Origin of the sequence: Streptomyces sp. NPDC093510, assembly GCF_040683555.1 — a bacterium.
In the GTDB taxonomy this organism is placed as follows: Bacteria; Actinomycetota; Actinomycetes; order Streptomycetales; family Streptomycetaceae; genus Streptomyces.
Map to the genome: position 1 here is coordinate 1 of NZ_JBFBEE010000003.1, position 15,398 is coordinate 15,398.

Here is a 15,398-nt window from a genome sequence, read left to right on the forward strand (position 1 = left end):
GGCGCGGCAGCCTCCTCGACACCGCCGGCCGACGCCGTCTCTTCGGCGGCCTCCGGCGACCCGCCGCAGCAGGAGACCGCCGAGGAGACCGCTCCGGCCGCGCGCCCGCGCCGCCGTGCCACCCGCCGCGCCTCCGCACCCGCCGGTGCGCCGCAGGCCGCCGAAGAGACGGCGACGGCCGCCGCTGTCGAGGAGGCTCCCGCGCAGGCCGAGCCCGTCGCTGAGCCGGTCGCTGAGGAGGATGCTCCGAAGGGGCGTGCACGTCGCCGTGCCACGCGCACTGCTTCTGCTCCCGCCGGTGCCCCACAGGCCGCTGAGGAGGCTCCCGCGCAGGCCGAAGCGGTCGCCGAGCCGGTGGCCGAGGAGGACGCGCCCAAGGGTCGTACGCGTCGTCGTGCCACCCGCACCGCTTCCGCTCCCGCCGGTGCCCCGCAGGCCGCCGAGAAGGAGGTGGCCGCCAAGCTCGCCGAGCAGCCGGCCGCCGCCGAGAAGGCTCCGGTCGAGGAAGCCGCCGCCGACAGCGCCGACAGCGCCGATGACGAAGCGCCCCGTGGGCGTCGTCGCCGCGCCACCCGCAAGACCGCGGCCACCGGCTTCTCCGCGCCGTCCGGCCACAAGGCCCGCAGGGCCCAGCGCGCCGAGGAGTCCGGCGAGGACGGCGGGCGCAAGCCCCGCCCGGCCGTCGCCGTCTTCCAGGCGCCGGTGTTCGCCGCGCCGATGTTCCAGACCCCGGAGAGTGCCGCCGCGGCGGCCGCCGCCGAGGCCGCGGAGGAAGAGCCCGCCGAGCCCGCCCCCGCCGTGGTGGAGGAGGAGCCGACGCCGCGCAGGCGCCGCCGCCGTCGGGCCGCGGACGAGCAGCCCGCCGTCGAGGAGCGCGAGGCGGCCAAGGCCGCCGACGAGCAGCCCGCCGACGAGCCCGAGGACGCCGCGGACCAGGTCGAGCAGGCCGACTCCGACGACGACACGGAGGAGTCCGGCGAGCGCCAGGGCCGCCGTCGCCGTCGCGGTGGCCGCCGCCGTCGCCGCGGTGACTCCGCCGACCAGGACGCCGAGCAGCACGAATCCGCGCGCCACGCCCAGGATTCCGACGACGCCGACGACGCCGACACGGTCACCGCCGAGCAGGCGGAGCAGGACGCCGAGGACAGCGCCGAGCAGGAGGCGGAGGACGCCGACGAGTCGGAGGCCAACGGTTCCGGCTCCAGCAGCAGCCGTCGCCGTCGTCGCCGCCGTCGTCGCGCCGGTGACTCCGCCGAGGGCGAGCCGGGCGACAGCGACCCGGAGCGCACGGTCGTCAAGGTCCGCGAGCCCCGCAAGAAGGAGGAGCGCGAGCCGGGCACCGGCGCCGACGAGGTCCAGTCCATCAAGGGCTCGACGCGCCTGGAGGCCAAGAAGCAGCGCCGCCGCGAGGGCCGCGAGCAGGGCCGCCGCCGGGTGCCGATCATCACCGAGGCCGAGTTCCTGGCGCGCCGCGAGGCCGTCGAGCGCGTGATGGTCGTCCGCCAGAACGGCGAGCGCACCCAGATCGGCGTCCTCGAGGACAACGTGCTCGTCGAGCACTACGTCAACAAGGAGCAGGCCACCTCGTACGTCGGCAACGTCTACCTGGGCAAGGTCCAGAACGTGCTGCCGTCCATGGAGGCCGCGTTCATCGACATCGGCAAGGGCCGCAACGCCGTCCTGTACGCCGGTGAGGTCAACTTCGAGGCGCTCGGCATGGCCAACGGGCCGCGCCGCATCGAGTCCGCTCTGAAGTCCGGCCAGTCCGTCCTCGTGCAGGTCACGAAGGACCCGATCGGCCACAAGGGCGCCCGCCTGACCAGCCAGGTCTCGCTGCCCGGCCGCTATCTGGTGTACGTGCCCGAGGGCTCGATGACCGGCATCAGCCGCAAGCTGCCCGACACCGAGCGCGCGCGTCTGAAGACCATCCTCAAGAAGATCGTCCCCGAGGACGCGGGCGTCATCGTGCGCACCGCCGCCGAGGGCGCGAGCGAGGACGAGCTGCGCCGCGACGTCGAGCGTCTGCAGGGCCAGTGGGAGGACATCCAGAAGAAGGCGAAGGCGGCCTCCACGAGCGCGCCGGGCCTGCTGTACGGCGAGCCGGACATGACCGTCCGTGTCGTCCGCGACATCTTCAACGAGGACTTCTCGAAGGTCATCGTCAGCGGTGACGAGGCGTGGGAGACCATCCACGGATACGTCGCGCACGTCGCCCCCGACCTGGCGGACCGCCTCTCCAGGTGGACGTCCGAGGTCGACGTCTTCGCGACGTACCGCATCGACGAGCAGCTCGCCAAGGCCCTGGACCGCAAGGTCTGGCTGCCGAGCGGCGGCTCGCTGGTGATCGACAAGACCGAGGCGATGATCGTCGTCGACGTCAACACCGGCAAGTTCACCGGACAGGGCGGCAACCTCGAAGAGACCGTGACGAGGAACAACCTCGAAGCGGCCGAGGAGATCGTGCGCCAGCTGCGCCTGCGCGATCTGGGCGGCATCGTCGTCATCGACTTCATCGACATGGTCCTGGAGTCGAACAGGGACCTGGTCCTGCGGCGCCTGCTCGAATGCCTCGGACGTGACCGTACGAAGCACCAGGTCGCCGAGGTCACCTCGCTCGGCCTGGTCCAGATGACCCGCAAGCGTGTCGGCCAGGGACTCCTGGAGTCCTTCTCCGAGACCTGCGTGCACTGCAACGGCCGCGGCGTCATCGTGCACATGGAGCAGCCCACCTCCGCGGGCGGCGGCGGCAAGCGCAAGAAGCGCGGCCGTGGCGGCCCGGACCACCAGGACCACGGTCACGAGCACACGCACGACATGGAGACGGCGGACGAGGTCGCGGACTCCGAGACCGCGGACGAGCTCGCGGCCGAGGTGGCCGCTCCGGTGGCGCTGCCCGAGCCCGAGTTCGTCGCGGACGAGGAGCTGTACAGCAGTGCGGCCGAGGCCGAGGCGGCAGCGTCGTCCCGCGGCCGTTCGCGGCGGCGCGCGACGCGCCGGGCGTCGGCTCCTGCGGGCGCCCCCCGCGTGGAGGCCGCTCCCGAGGAGGAGGCGCCGAAGTTCGACGCCCCGCAGGCCGACTCTCCGAAGGCCGACTCCCCGAAGGCCGCGAAGAAGGCGGGCAAGCGCGCCAGGGCCGCCGAGCGGGCCGCGAAGGCCGAGGCGGAGGCCAAGGCCGCCGAGACCCCGGTCGCCGACTCCGACGTCGCGCGCACGGTGGCTCCGGCCGTCGAGGACCCGATCGTGGGCAGCCCTGAGGCCGTCGAGGCGGCGCAGGAGGCCCATGAGACGGCTGAGACGGCTCCCGAGGCTCCCGCGGCTCCTGTGGACGACGCCGCGCCGAAGGGACGTACGCGCCGCCGTGCGGTCCGCAAGGCGACGTCGCCCGCCGGGTCCCCGAAGCCCGCCGAGGGCGCCGAGAGCGGTCAGGCCGCCGAGGTGGTCGTGGAGGCCCCCAAGGCCGAGCCGGTCGCCGAGCCGGCGCCCGAGCCCGCCGCACAGGCGCCCGTGACCGACGCGGCGCCGCCGCGTCCGCGCCGCCGTGCGGTCCGCAAGGCCACCGCGCCGACCGCGTCCGAGGAGGCGGCCGTCCTGGTCGTCCCGTCGACGTCGGCGGAGAAGGCTCCCGAGAAGGCCGAGGCACCCGCCGAGGCCCCCGCCGAGGAAGCCGCACCGGCCAAGAAGACGGCGCGCAAGGCGGCCAAGAAGGCGCCTGCGAAGAAGACGGCGGCCACCAAGACGGCCGCGAAGAAGACGGCTACCAAGAAGACGGCCGCGAAGAAGACGACGGCCAAGAAGGCGTCGAAGGCGACGGCGAAGAAGGCCGCGGCGGCCGAGCAGGCGCCGTCCGGTGTCTCCGCGAGCGCGGCCGACGAGGGCTGACCTCTTCGCCCCGGTGCCCCCCGCACGGCGAGTACGCCGGGCGGGGGGCACCGCTGTGTCAGGTAAACGCGCTCCCACAGCCCGAAAGCGTGAAGTGGGAGGCCCTCTCTTGGAGCTACGGGGGGATACCTGTAAAACTCATGCGGTCTGATGAACGAACAGTGACGTGTGCGCGTGTTTGGGGAGAAGGCGTGCCGCGTCGGGGGAGGGATGACACATGGCGCACGGGCGCCTGCGAGGCACGGGACGACACCGTGCGGTGAAACCGGTCAAGGGCGGCCGCCAGGCGGTGGCGCTGGCCACGGTCCTCTCGGCGGCGGGAGTCCAGGCCGCGGGTTCCGTGGGGACCGCGTCGGCGGACACCGGGCCCACCTGGACGGAAGGGCCGATCTTCAACGATCCGAACGGCACGGCCGACCAGCAGTACGCGATCCGGTCCCGGCTGATCGAGCTGACGAACTCCGCGGTGCCCGGCTCGACGATCAAGGTCGCGGTCTACCACGTATGGGAGGCCTCGGTCGTCAACGCGCTCGTCGACGCCAAGAACCGCGGCGTGCGCGTACAGGTCCTGCTCGACGAGACCAGCAGGAGCGACCGGCCGACGAACACCTCGTACAACACGCTGAAGTCGGCGCTCGGCACGGACAGGACCAGGTCGTCGTTCGTATCGCTCTGCCCGACAGGGAAGTCCTGCCTGGGCAACCCGAGCTACGGCAAGTCGATCATGCACAACAAGTTCTGGCTGTTCTCGGAGGTCGAGGGCGCCAGGGACGTGGTCGTGCAGACCACGTCGAACTCGACGCCGTCGGCGCACACGAAGTTCTACAACGACGCGCTGCTGCTGCCGGACAACCCCGCGATGTACGACGCGTACGCGGAGTACTTCACGGACATGCTCGGCAAGCGCTGGGCCGACTGGGACTACCGCACGGTCAGCAGCGGCCGCTACAAGGCGTACTTCTTCCCGCGCAACGGCACGGTCAACGAGACCGACACCATGTACTCGGTCCTGAACAACGTGAAGTGCACGTACAAGGACGCGGCCGGCGTGACGCAGCACACGAAGGTCCGTGCCGCCATCTTCAAGATCACGCGGAAGCAGATCGCCGACAAGCTCGTCTCGCTGAAGAAGGCCGGCTGCTCGGTCAGCATCCTGTACGCGGAGACGGACAGCGCCAAGAGCCAGGGCGGCACCCCGGGCACCTGGGAGCAGCTGCACAAGTCGGGCGGCCCGTCCGTGCGCTGCTACAACGACGACCGGGACCCCCTGCACCCCGGCACCCGCCTCACGACGCCGTACATCATCCACTCGAAGTACCTGCTGGTCGACGGCATGTACGACGGCAAGCGGAACAAGGTCTCCTTCACGGGCTCGCAGAACTACACGGCGCCCGCGCTGCGCGAGAACGACGAGGCGATCGTCAAAATAGACGACGACTCGGTGCACGACACGTACCGCTCGCACTTCGACCGCACGCGGGCCGTGGCCTGGCCGGGCAGCGCCGACAAGACGGACCTGTGCAAGGGCGTCAAGCCGCTGCCGCCGGACGGCGAGCCCACGTGAGCGGGGGTGCGGGGCCGGTTTGACCCTTCCGGGTCGGCCCCGTAACCTTGACCGTCGGCGTGTTCCTATGCACCGCCACCCCCTGTAAACCTTTTTCCTCCCGTTTCGTGGGCACTGTTCCGGGTCGGGAGAGGCCGTCCGCTCTGCGGGCGGCTGGACTGCGGGGGCACCGTTCCGAGCGAGAGAGAGATCCGCGTGTACGCCATCGTGCGCAGCGGTGGTCGCCAGCACAAGGTTGCTGTCGACGACATCGTTGAGGTTGACAAGATTTCCACTGCCAAGGTTGGCGACACGGTCGAGCTCTCGACCCTGCTCGTTGTCGACGGCGAAGCCGTGACGAGCGACCCGTGGGTGCTTGCCGGCATCAAGGTCCAGGCCGAGGTCGTGGACCACCACAAGGGCGCGAAGATCGACATCCTTCGCTACAAGAACAAGACCGGTTACCGCCGTCGTCAGGGTCACCGTCAGCAGTACACGGCGATCAAGATCACCGGTATCCCCACGGCTGCGAAGTAAGGGACTGAGACAAGATGGCACACAAGAAGGGCGCATCGTCCACTCGGAACGGTCGCGACTCCAATGCTCAGCGGCTCGGCGTGAAGCGCTTCGGCGGTCAGGTCGTCAACGCCGGTGAGATCCTGGTCCGCCAGCGTGGCACGCACTTCCACCCGGGTTCGGGCGTCGGCCGCGGCAAGGACGACACCCTGTTCGCGCTGGACGCCGGTGCGGTGGAGTTCGGTACCCACCGCGGCCGCAAGGTCGTCAACGTCGTTCCGGTCGCCTGACACAGGCTGCCGTAGAACACGTTCTTCGCGAGGGCGGACCTCTCTTCCCGGTTTCGGGAAGCAGGTCCGCCTTTCGCGTGTTAGACGTAAGACATTTCCGTACGTTTCTGGAGGCACTGAACCATGACCACCTTCGTGGACCGCGTCGAGCTGTACGCCGCCGCGGGTAGCGGGGGCCACGGCTGTGCCTCCGTCCACCGTGAGAAGTTCAAGCCGCTCGGCGGCCCGGACGGCGGCAACGGCGGCCGTGGCGGCGACGTGATCCTGGTCGTCGACCAGGACGTCACCACCCTCCTCGACTACCACCACAGCCCGCACCGCAAGGCCACCAACGGCCAGCCCGGCGCCGGCGACCACCGCTCCGGCAAGGACGGCCAGGACCTCGTCCTGCCCGTCCCGGACGGCACGGTCGTCCTCGACAAGCAGGGCAACGTACTGGCGGACATGGTCGGCCAGGGCACCACCTTCGTCGCGGGCCAGGGCGGCCGCGGCGGCCTCGGCAACGCGGCGCTGGCCTCCGCCCGCCGCAAGGCCCCCGGCTTCGCGCTGCTCGGCGAGCCCGGCGAGTCCCGGGACGTCGTCCTGGAGCTCAAGACCGTCGCCGACGTCGCCCTCGTGGGCTACCCGAGCGCGGGCAAGTCCTCGCTGATCTCCGTGCTGAGCGCGGCGAAGCCGAAGATCGCGGACTACCCGTTCACGACGCTCGTCCCCAACCTCGGTGTGGTGACGGCCGGTTCGACCGTCTACACCGTCGCGGACGTGCCCGGCCTCATCCCGGGCGCCAGCCAGGGCCGCGGCCTCGGCCTGGAGTTCCTGCGGCACGTCGAGCGGTGCAGCGTGCTCGTGCACGTGCTCGACACGGCGACCCTGGAGTCCGACCGCGACCCCGTCTCCGACCTCGACGTCATCGAGGCCGAGCTGCGGGAGTACGGCGCGGGGCTGGAGAACCGGCCGCGCATCGTCGTCCTGAACAAGATCGACGTGCCGGACGGACAGGACCTCGCGGACCTGGTCCGCCCCGACCTGGAAGAGCGCGGCTACCGCGTCTTCGAGGTGTCGGCCGTCGCCCACAAGGGCCTCAAGGAGCTGTCCTTCGCCCTCGCGGAGCTGGTCGGCGAGGCGCGTGCCGCGAAGCCGAAGGAGGAGGCGACCCGCATCGTCATCCGCCCCAAGGCCGTCGACGACACCGGCTTCACGGTCACCCGCGAGGAGGTCGGCGGCGAGCCGCTGTACCGTGTGCGCGGTGAGAAGCCGGAGCGCTGGGTGCGCCAGACCGACTTCCAGAACGACGAGGCCGTCGGCTATCTCGCGGACCGTCTCAGCCGCCTCGGCGTCGAGGAGGCGCTGATGAAGGCCGGCGCGCGCAACGGCGACGGCGTCGCCATCGGCCCCGAGGACAACGCGGTCGTCTTCGACTGGGAGCCGACGATGATGGCGGGTGCGGAGATGCTCGGACGCCGTGGCGAGGACCACCGTCTCGAAGCGCCGCGGCCGGCCGCCCAGCGGCGCAGGGACCGCGACGCGGAGCGGGACGAGGCGCAGAAGGAGTACGACGACTTCAAGCCCTTCTAGCACTTCAGGGCAGGGTGCGTACGACAACGAGAAGGGCCCCGGAGCTGGAAAGCTCCGGGGCCCTTCTGCGTATGCGCTGACGCGCGGGTGCGATCAGAGGCTCACGCCGTGACCGAGTCCTCCGCGCCGTTCGACTCGTTCGATTCGTTCGGGTCCTGTTCCATCTCCTCCGCCGCTTCCTCCGCGATGCGCTGGCCCGGGATGTCCGCGTCGATGCGGGAGGTCATGCGGGCGCGGCGGGCGTCGGCCTTGGCGCTCAGGGCGAGGGCCGCGGCGTTGAAGCGGACCAGGGAAGGCGGGTCCGAGGGGCCCAGGAGGTGCTCCTTGAGCTCGGCGCGGGCCTCCGCGTGGGTGTCGAGCTCCGGGGCGCGTACGGCCTTCAGAAGGGCCGCCACGCCGTCCGCCTCGGGGGTGAGGATGGCCGCCGCGGACGCGGTCGGGAAGCTCGCGCGGAACTCCGCCTCGGACATGCCCGCCGTGTTGGCGACGGCGTAGGGCTTCTCGCTGCTCAGCCAGTCGGAGACGACCGAGGAGACATCGCTGATCAGCAGGTCCGCCTGGTTGAAGCAGGCGAAGATCGCCGGGCGCGCGGACGTGATGATCTGGTGCTCCCACTCGGGGAAGGAGGCCCAGAACGCGGTCTCCCACGCGGTCGTCGCCGCGTCCACCGCGCTCTGCTGGTCGCCGTCCGGGGAGCCCTGGAGCATCATCCGCTCCTGTTCGTCCGCGCTCTTGCGGAAGCGCCGCGCGGTCAGCTGGTCGAGCTCCTCGGTGCGCCGGGCCAGCTCGGCCGCGGCCTCGGGGCCCGGCCGGGCGCCGGAACGCTTCTGGTTGGCCGCGAGGATCATCGCCTTGATGCGCTCGTTGGCGGCGCCCGCGCGCGGGTCCTGCGAGCCGGTCATCGGGTGCGGCTTGTAGAGGAGGCGTACACCCGGGTCCGCGAGGAGCTCACGGACGATGTTCTCGCCGGCCAGGACCACCGAGGTGTTGCCGGGGTTGCCGTCCCAGCCCTCCCAGGTGGGGGCGTAGAGGACCGTCGTGTACGGCCCGGTGGGCGCGCCGGAGAACGGGCGGATCGGGGACAGCTGGGGGCGGCCGACCTCGACCACGTCGCGGTCGTCCACGCCGATGTCCGCGAGCTGGTAGCGCTCGCGGGCCGCGGGGCCCGCCACCCACACCTCGTCGTACGCCTTCGCGTAGGGGTTGCAGGAGGAGAGCTTGTCGCTCTCGCCGTGGTTGATGAAGGCGTGCTTGATCGTGGGGATGCGCAGGACCTGCGAGGTCTTCGCGGCGTTCGCCGGGTGCAGCATCGTCTTCAGCGTCGACGTCTCCAGCGAGAACATCGTGGCGACCTTCGGGAAGCAGATGATCGGGACGTCGGTCGCGTCGATCTTCTGCACCATGAACCGCTCGCGCAGCACGATCAGCGGCTTGCCGTCGAGCGCGCCGAGCGTGGAGAGCCACATGTTCGCCTGGTAGGCGGACGTGGTGCCGCCCGAGAAGTACATGGCGACGGTCGGCTTGTACTCCGCCAGCCACGCGTCGAGCCACTCGATGACCTTCTGGTCGTTCTTGGCCCGCTTCTTCGGCAGCAGCCAGGTGCCGAGGTAGAGCGCGCCGGCACCGATCAGCGTGAGGGAGACGGCGAGCCCGATGCCGCCCCAGTACGCGTCGGTGGTGCCCGCGGTGACGAGCAGGCCGATCGTCGACGGGACCGAGAAGGTCAGCAGGCGGTGGGCCTGGCGGCGGGACAGGATGCGCGGCGGGGCGGCCGTCAGGTGCAGCGCCGAGGCGTCGATGTTGCGGGTGACGATCGGCAGCGAACGGGTGCGGCGCACCAGCACGGCGATGGCCTGGCATCCGAAGTGCAGGGCGTAGAAGGCGAGCAGCGCGATGGTCAGCGGCGACTGCTCGGCCAGCGGCTCTATGCCGTCGATGCGCAGCAGCCCGACGAGGATCAGCATGTCGCGCAGGAGCTGGCGCACCGTGACGTCGAAGCGGATCTTGCCAAGGAGGGAGAGGAGGCCCGGCTGCTTGTACTGCAGATAGATGTCGAGCGCGAGGTTCGCGGCGGCCGCGGCGATGAACACCGGGACGTAGGGGATCAGCGCGGTCGCGAGCTGTGTCGCGAAGAGCGCGAACATCGCGAACAGCGCTGACAGCTGCACGATGCGACGGGGGGCGAGTCCGGCAGAGGGCACGGGCTTGGGCTCCTGGCGGGGATGAAGGGGGATGAAGGGAAACTGGGGGGAAGTCGACCACTGACCGTATGACGCGCAGTGGCTCCCTAGCAATCTTCCGTGACATCAATCACCGGATAAAGGGGCAAAGAAGACTGAACCTCAAGGTCGTTTTTCGCCTCTGACTCGAATAGGCCTCGGCGCGCCGCGTAGATTGCAGGTCCGGAGCGTGCAGGTCCGAATACCTGCGGATCCGGAGAAAACGCAGATCCGGGGCATCGGGACAGTTGGGGAAGAGCGTGGCAGCGGCAAGGCAGTCAGTGGCAGAGGCCCGGCGGGTCGTCGTGAAGGTCGGGTCGTCGTCCCTGACCACCGCGTCGGGGGGCCTGGACGCGGACCGTGTCGACGCGCTCGTCGACGTGCTGGCGAAGAGCAGGAGCGGCGGCGAACGCGAGATCGTGCTCGTCTCGTCCGGCGCCATCGCCGCGGGTCTCGCCCCACTGGGCCTCGTCCGGCGCCCCAAGGACCTCGCCCGGCAGCAGGCCGCCGCCAGCGTCGGCCAGGGCCTCCTCGTGGCCCGCTACACCGCTTCCTTCGCGCGCTACGGCGTACGCGTCGGACAGGTGCTCCTCACCTCCGACGACATGGCCCGCAGGGCCCACCACCGCAACGCCTCGCGCACCCTCGACCAGCTGCTCGCGATGGGCGCGCTGCCCGTCGTGAACGAGAACGACACCGTGGCCACCGACGAGATCCGCTTCGGCGACAACGACCGGCTCGCCGCCCTTGTCGCCCACCTCGTCCACGCCGACCTCCTCGTCCTCCTCTCCGACGTGGACGGCCTCTACGACGGCGACCCCGCCCGGCCGGGCACCTCCCGCATAGAGGAGGTCAGGGGCCCCGCCGACATGGCACACGTCGAGATCGGCAGCGCGGGCAAGGCGGGCGTCGGCACCGGCGGCATGGTCACCAAGGTCGAGGCGGCCCGGATCGCCGCGGCCGCCGGCATCCCCGTCGTCCTGACCTCCGCGAGCCAGGCCGGGGACGCCCTCACGGGCCGCGCCACCGGCACCTACTTCCACCGCACGGGACGCCGCTCCGCCGACCGTCTCCTCTGGCTGCAGCACGCCTCCGAGCCGCGGGGCGCGATCACCCTCGACGAGGGGGCCGTGCGCGCGGTCGTCGAGGGCCGCAAGTCGCTGCTGCCGGCCGGTATCGCCGCAGTCGAGGGCGACTTCACCGCGGGCGACCCGGTCGAGCTGCGGGACGCCGCGGGCCGGGCGGTGGCGCGCGGCCTGGTGAACTTCGACGCCAAGGAGATCCCGATGCTCATCGGCCGCTCCACACGTGATCTCGCGCGGGAACTCGGACCTGCGTACGAGAGGGAGGTCGTGCACCGGGACGACCTCGTCCTGCTGCACGGATAGCTCCAGGAAAGCCCCAGGTCGCCTCGGCCCACCCGCCCCACGCGCCCCATACGCCCCGGCCGAAAACCGTCGCGAACGACCCCCGCCGACCGGCCCGCGGAAGGTGAAACTCCCCAAAACCGCCCCGCGGGACTGCTTGGCCTGCTCAACTTTGTTGAAGACAGTTCTGCACGACCGTTGCGTATCGGCACCACCATTGCGTAAGGAGGCCGTCGTGAGACGAGTGCGCCCAGGGGCGGCGTCCCGCGGCTCGGCTGAGCGGACGCTGACGAGCGTCGGGGCGGGAACGGCGTACGAGAGCGACCCGCACGGGGCGCAAGAAGGCGACAGGGGCGAGAGCCGGGAGGGCGACGGTGCGCAGGGGCCCCGGCTGTGGCACGTCACGCTGAGCGTCTCGGGCGTCGAAGCCCCGCTGGACGACGTCAGGCGAGGTCTCGAACAGCTCGCCCACGACCACCCCTTTCTGCTCACCAGCAGGTACGCGCCGGACCACGCCGAGATCCGCTACTGGGAAGAGGCCCGCGATCTGCACGACGCGGCCGCGGTCGCCCTGCGGCTCTGGGGCGAGCACCGGATGAGCGCGCAGCTGCCGCCGTGGGAGATCGTGGGGCTCGAAGTGATCGGCCGCGACACGTATCACCAACGCATCGCGGAGGGTTACGGTCCGTTACCGGCCACCCCCGTCGGCGTGCACCCCTTTTGAGCCGTCGTCCCACGGGGGTACCGGCCCGCCGGCGGTCTCGGGGACTGGAACACCGGGTGGACGCCCCGCGCGCGGGGATTACCCTGCGGGCATGACGTCGCTCTCTTCCGTCTCGCCCTACGACAACCTCTCGCCGGTCGCCGAGGCCGCCTACCGCGCCCGCGGCGCCGCCGCCACGCTCGCCCCGCTGCCGCGCGCGGCCAAGGACGACGCGCTGCTCGCGATCGCCGACGCCCTCGAAGTGCGGACCGCCGAGATCGTCGAGGCCAACGGCAAGGACACCGAGCGCGCCCGCGACGCAGGGACCAGCGAGTCGATCGTCGACCGCCTCACCCTCACCCCGGAGCGGGTCCGCGCCATCGCCGCCGACGTGCGCGACGTGGCCGCCCTGCCCGACCCCGTCGGCGAGGTCGTCCGCGGCTCGACCCTCCCCAACGGCATCGACCTGCGCCAGGTCCGCGTACCGCTCGGCGTCGTCGGAATCATCTACGAGGCCCGCCCGAACGTCACCGTGGACGCGGCGGCCCTCTGCCTGAAGTCCGGCAACGCGGTACTGCTGCGCGGCTCGTCGTCGGCGTACGCGTCGAACACCGCCCTCGTGCGGGTCCTGCGCGACGCGGTGCACGGCGCGGGCCTGCCCGCCGACGCCGTCCAGCTCGTCCCGGGCGAGAACCGCGACTCCGTGCGCGAGCTGATGCGGGCCCGCGGCCTCGTCGACGTGCTCATCCCGCGCGGCGGCGCCTCACTGATCAAGACCGTCGTCGAGGAGTCCACGGTCCCCGTCATCGAGACCGGCACGGGCAACTGCCACGTCTACGTGGACGCCGCCGCCGACATCGACATGGCCATCGACATCCTGATCAACTCCAAGGCCCAGCGCCCCAGCGTCTGCAACGCCGCCGAGACGCTGCTCGTGCACCGCGACATCGCCGACGCGTTCCTGCCGCGCGCCCTGGACGCCCTCGCGGACGCCGGGGTGACCGTGCACGCCGACGAACGCGTCCTCGCCCACGGGGACGCCTCCAAGGCCACCGTCGTGCCCGCGACGACCGAGGACTGGGAGACCGAGTACCTCTCGTACGACATCGCGGCCGCCGTCGTCGACACGCTGGAGCAGGCCGTCGAGCACATCAGGCTGTGGACCTCCGGGCACACCGAGGCCATCGTCACCACCTCGCAGCAGGCCGCGCGCCGCTTCACCCAGCTCGTGGACTCCACGACGGTCGCCGTCAACGCCTCGACGCGCTTCACCGACGGCGGCCAGTTCGGCTTCGGCGCCGAGATCGGCATCTCCACGCAGAAGCTGCACGCGCGCGGCCCGATGGGGCTGCCCGAGCTGACCTCGACCAAGTACATCGTGACGGGCGACGGCCACATCCGCTGACATTCCTGCTGACATTCCCGGTGGCACTCCCTTACCGGCCGAATTCCCTTGCCGTCTGCCCAAATTGCCCCCTCCAGGGCTACGCTGGAGGGGTGCCGGAGGACGTGGGGGGCACGCCGTCGTTCCCTGACGGCTGGGAGCCCGACGACGACCGCGACCGCGGGGGTGCGGACGAAGAGTTCGCCTCCGTGGTCTTCGACGAGGACTTCGTGCGGGCCGCGGAGATACACGAACCGACCGCCGTCGAGCGGCTGTTGGCCGCCGCCCAGGCGCGCGCCGAGGCATCGGAGGCCGAGGCCCGGCGGGCCCGCCCCCGCGGCCGTGGCCACGACGCGACCGACGACGAGCTGTACGACGAAGGCTTCGGGCCCGACGACAACGAGTTCGGCCGCGACGACGACTCCGACGATGCCTACGAGTACGACGCCCCCGACCGGCGGTACGGCCGCCCCGGCCGCCACCCCGGCCAGGCCCGCTGGCACCGCCCCATCGCCTGGATGCTGGCCCTCCTGATGGGCATCGGCATGGTCGCCCTCGCCTTCACCGCCGTCTACCGAGGAGCCTCCTCGGGCCGCCAGGACCAGGTGCCCGCACCCGCCTCGACCGAGGTCGGACAGAGCGCGGGACAGGAGGCGCCGCCCAGCCCCTCCGTCTCGGCCGAGTTCAGCCGGTCGGCGGTGCCTGCGGAGCCCCGCACACCGTGAAGAGTTGACCGAACTTGTCGTGTACCAGGGCGTTTACCTGACGCCCCGGAGACCTACTCTGAAGGTATGGGCGGGCCAGGAGACCCACCCGCAGGGACACCCGAGGGCGCTCCCGGCGGTGGCGAGGACGAGTACCGATCGGTTGTCTTCGACGAGTCGTTCGTGCGCGCTGCCCGCCTCCAGGAGTTCTCCGCGCAGGAGCGCATGGGCGACCACACGCGCGCCGTGCGCCGCCGCCCCGCACGCCACCGGGGCCTGTCCCGCCAGCTCGTGATCCTCGCCGTGCTGATCGCGGTCGCCTTCGGCACGGCGATCTACATGGGCGTACGAAATCCGTACCATCCCCCGACCGCCAAGCGCCCCGAGCCGCTGCGCATGACGGTGATACCACTCGCGCCCGCGGGCCGCGTACCCGGCTCGACCAGCGTCTCCGACCTCTACGCGCACAGCCCCGCCGCGCAGCTCAGGGTGGGCGCCGCGGGCATCAACCTCCCCCCTGTACGCCGCACTTCGCACTTCTCGGACAGTCAGGTGATGGCGGCGCTGGTCACCGCCAAGGACTATCTGGTCGAGTCCTCGCTCGCCCCGGACGTCCTCACCGGCGGCTCCGAGCGCTCCGTGCGCCTCCTGGTCGACCCGGAGCAACTCGCCCAGTTCGACCGGAGCTTCGCCCACCCGGTGGCCGACGGGCGGCACGCGGCGACGGGGTGGCTGGTGCGGTTCGACCCGGCGAAGACCGCGCTCGCCGACAACCGGGTCAGGACCGAGGGCGCGCTGCGGGTCGTGGAGGCCGGCAAGAACACGCTCGAGGTGACCTCGGAGCACACGTTCGTGTACGCGCTGAAGCCCGTGCGGAAAGGGACCGGGGGCGGCGGGGGCGCCGGGGACGCTGCGGGCACGGAGGAGAAGGCCGAGGCGTCCCTGTTCACCGTCCGCCGCGAGGTGCACTTCCGCTTCGACCGCGACGACCTGCGGATGCACCGGGCCGAGCTGGTCACCTCCGCGACGCAGGCGGGCCCCCTCGCCTGCGGGGGCGAGTCGGCGAACCACCTGCGGCCGCTGCTCGCCGGGCAGAAGGCGAAGGCGGCCGGCCCGGCGGGCACGGATCCGTACGCGACCGGGGGCGCGACGGCGCTGTGCGGGTCCCTCGCGGCTTCGGCGCAGCCTTCGCTCTCTCCGTCGTGACGTGGTCCGACGTGT

At 71.5% G+C, this 15,398-nt stretch carries 11 protein-coding genes; 10 read left to right on the plus strand and 1 reads right to left on the minus strand.

Translation table 11 applies throughout. From position 1 onward, the window contains the following. The 5 genes from AB0N81_RS04805 to obgE all read left to right on the plus strand — a co-directional run. Positions 1-3,879, plus strand: a 3,879-nt coding sequence (locus AB0N81_RS04805) for an Rne/Rng family ribonuclease (protein ID WP_365355694.1), incomplete at its 5' end; no start/stop codon positions are given. Between the two features lie 217 nt (positions 3,880-4,096). Next, complete coding sequence (locus AB0N81_RS04810; protein WP_365355696.1) at positions 4,097-5,443, plus strand: phospholipase D-like domain-containing protein; 1,347 nt, start codon at positions 4,097-4,099, stop codon at positions 5,441-5,443. Positions 5,444-5,638: 195 nt separating this feature from the next. Continuing rightward, positions 5,639-5,959, plus strand: a complete 321-nt coding sequence (gene rplU / locus AB0N81_RS04815) for a 50S ribosomal protein L21 (RefSeq protein WP_365355698.1) — start codon at positions 5,639-5,641, stop codon at positions 5,957-5,959. A 14-nt stretch (positions 5,960-5,973) separates the two neighbouring features. After that, positions 5,974-6,228, plus strand: a complete 255-nt coding sequence (gene rpmA, locus AB0N81_RS04820; RefSeq protein ID WP_365355700.1) for a 50S ribosomal protein L27 — start codon at positions 5,974-5,976, stop codon at positions 6,226-6,228. A gap of 123 nt (positions 6,229-6,351) precedes the next feature. Then, positions 6,352-7,800 carry a GTPase ObgE gene (obgE, locus tag AB0N81_RS04825; RefSeq protein WP_365355702.1) on the plus strand — a complete coding sequence of 483 codons (1,449 nt, stop codon included), beginning with the start codon at positions 6,352-6,354 and terminating at the stop codon, positions 7,798-7,800. 101 nt (positions 7,801-7,901) lie between these two features. Here obgE and AB0N81_RS04830 read toward each other — a convergent pair whose 3' ends face one another. After that, positions 7,902-10,001: a hypothetical protein gene (locus AB0N81_RS04830; protein ID WP_365355704.1), complete on the minus strand. Its 2,100-nt coding sequence runs from the start codon at positions 9,999-10,001 to the stop codon at positions 7,902-7,904. 299 nt (positions 10,002-10,300) lie between these two features. Here AB0N81_RS04830 and proB point away from each other — a divergent pair, with 299 nt between their 5' ends. The 5 genes from proB (at position 10,301) to AB0N81_RS04855 (ending at position 15,383) form a co-directional block, all read left to right on the plus strand. Continuing rightward, positions 10,301-11,407: a glutamate 5-kinase gene (gene proB, locus AB0N81_RS04835; RefSeq protein WP_365355706.1), complete on the plus strand. Its 1,107-nt coding sequence runs from the start codon at positions 10,301-10,303 to the stop codon at positions 11,405-11,407. Positions 11,408-11,621: 214 nt separating this feature from the next. Then, complete coding sequence (locus AB0N81_RS04840) at positions 11,622-12,110, plus strand: hypothetical protein (RefSeq protein ID WP_365355708.1); 489 nt, start codon at positions 11,622-11,624, stop codon at positions 12,108-12,110. 91 nt (positions 12,111-12,201) lie between these two features. Then, entirely contained in the window at positions 12,202-13,494 is a 1,293-nt protein-coding gene (locus AB0N81_RS04845) for a glutamate-5-semialdehyde dehydrogenase (protein ID WP_365355710.1), read from the plus strand. Positions 13,495-13,586: 92 nt separating this feature from the next. Next, positions 13,587-14,198: a hypothetical protein gene (locus tag AB0N81_RS04850; protein ID WP_365355712.1), complete on the plus strand. Its 612-nt coding sequence runs from the start codon at positions 13,587-13,589 to the stop codon at positions 14,196-14,198. Positions 14,199-14,264: 66 nt separating this feature from the next. Beyond that, positions 14,265-15,383, plus strand: a complete 1,119-nt coding sequence (locus AB0N81_RS04855; RefSeq protein ID WP_365355714.1) for a hypothetical protein — start codon at positions 14,265-14,267, stop codon at positions 15,381-15,383. Positions 15,384-15,398 lie beyond the last annotated feature (15 nt).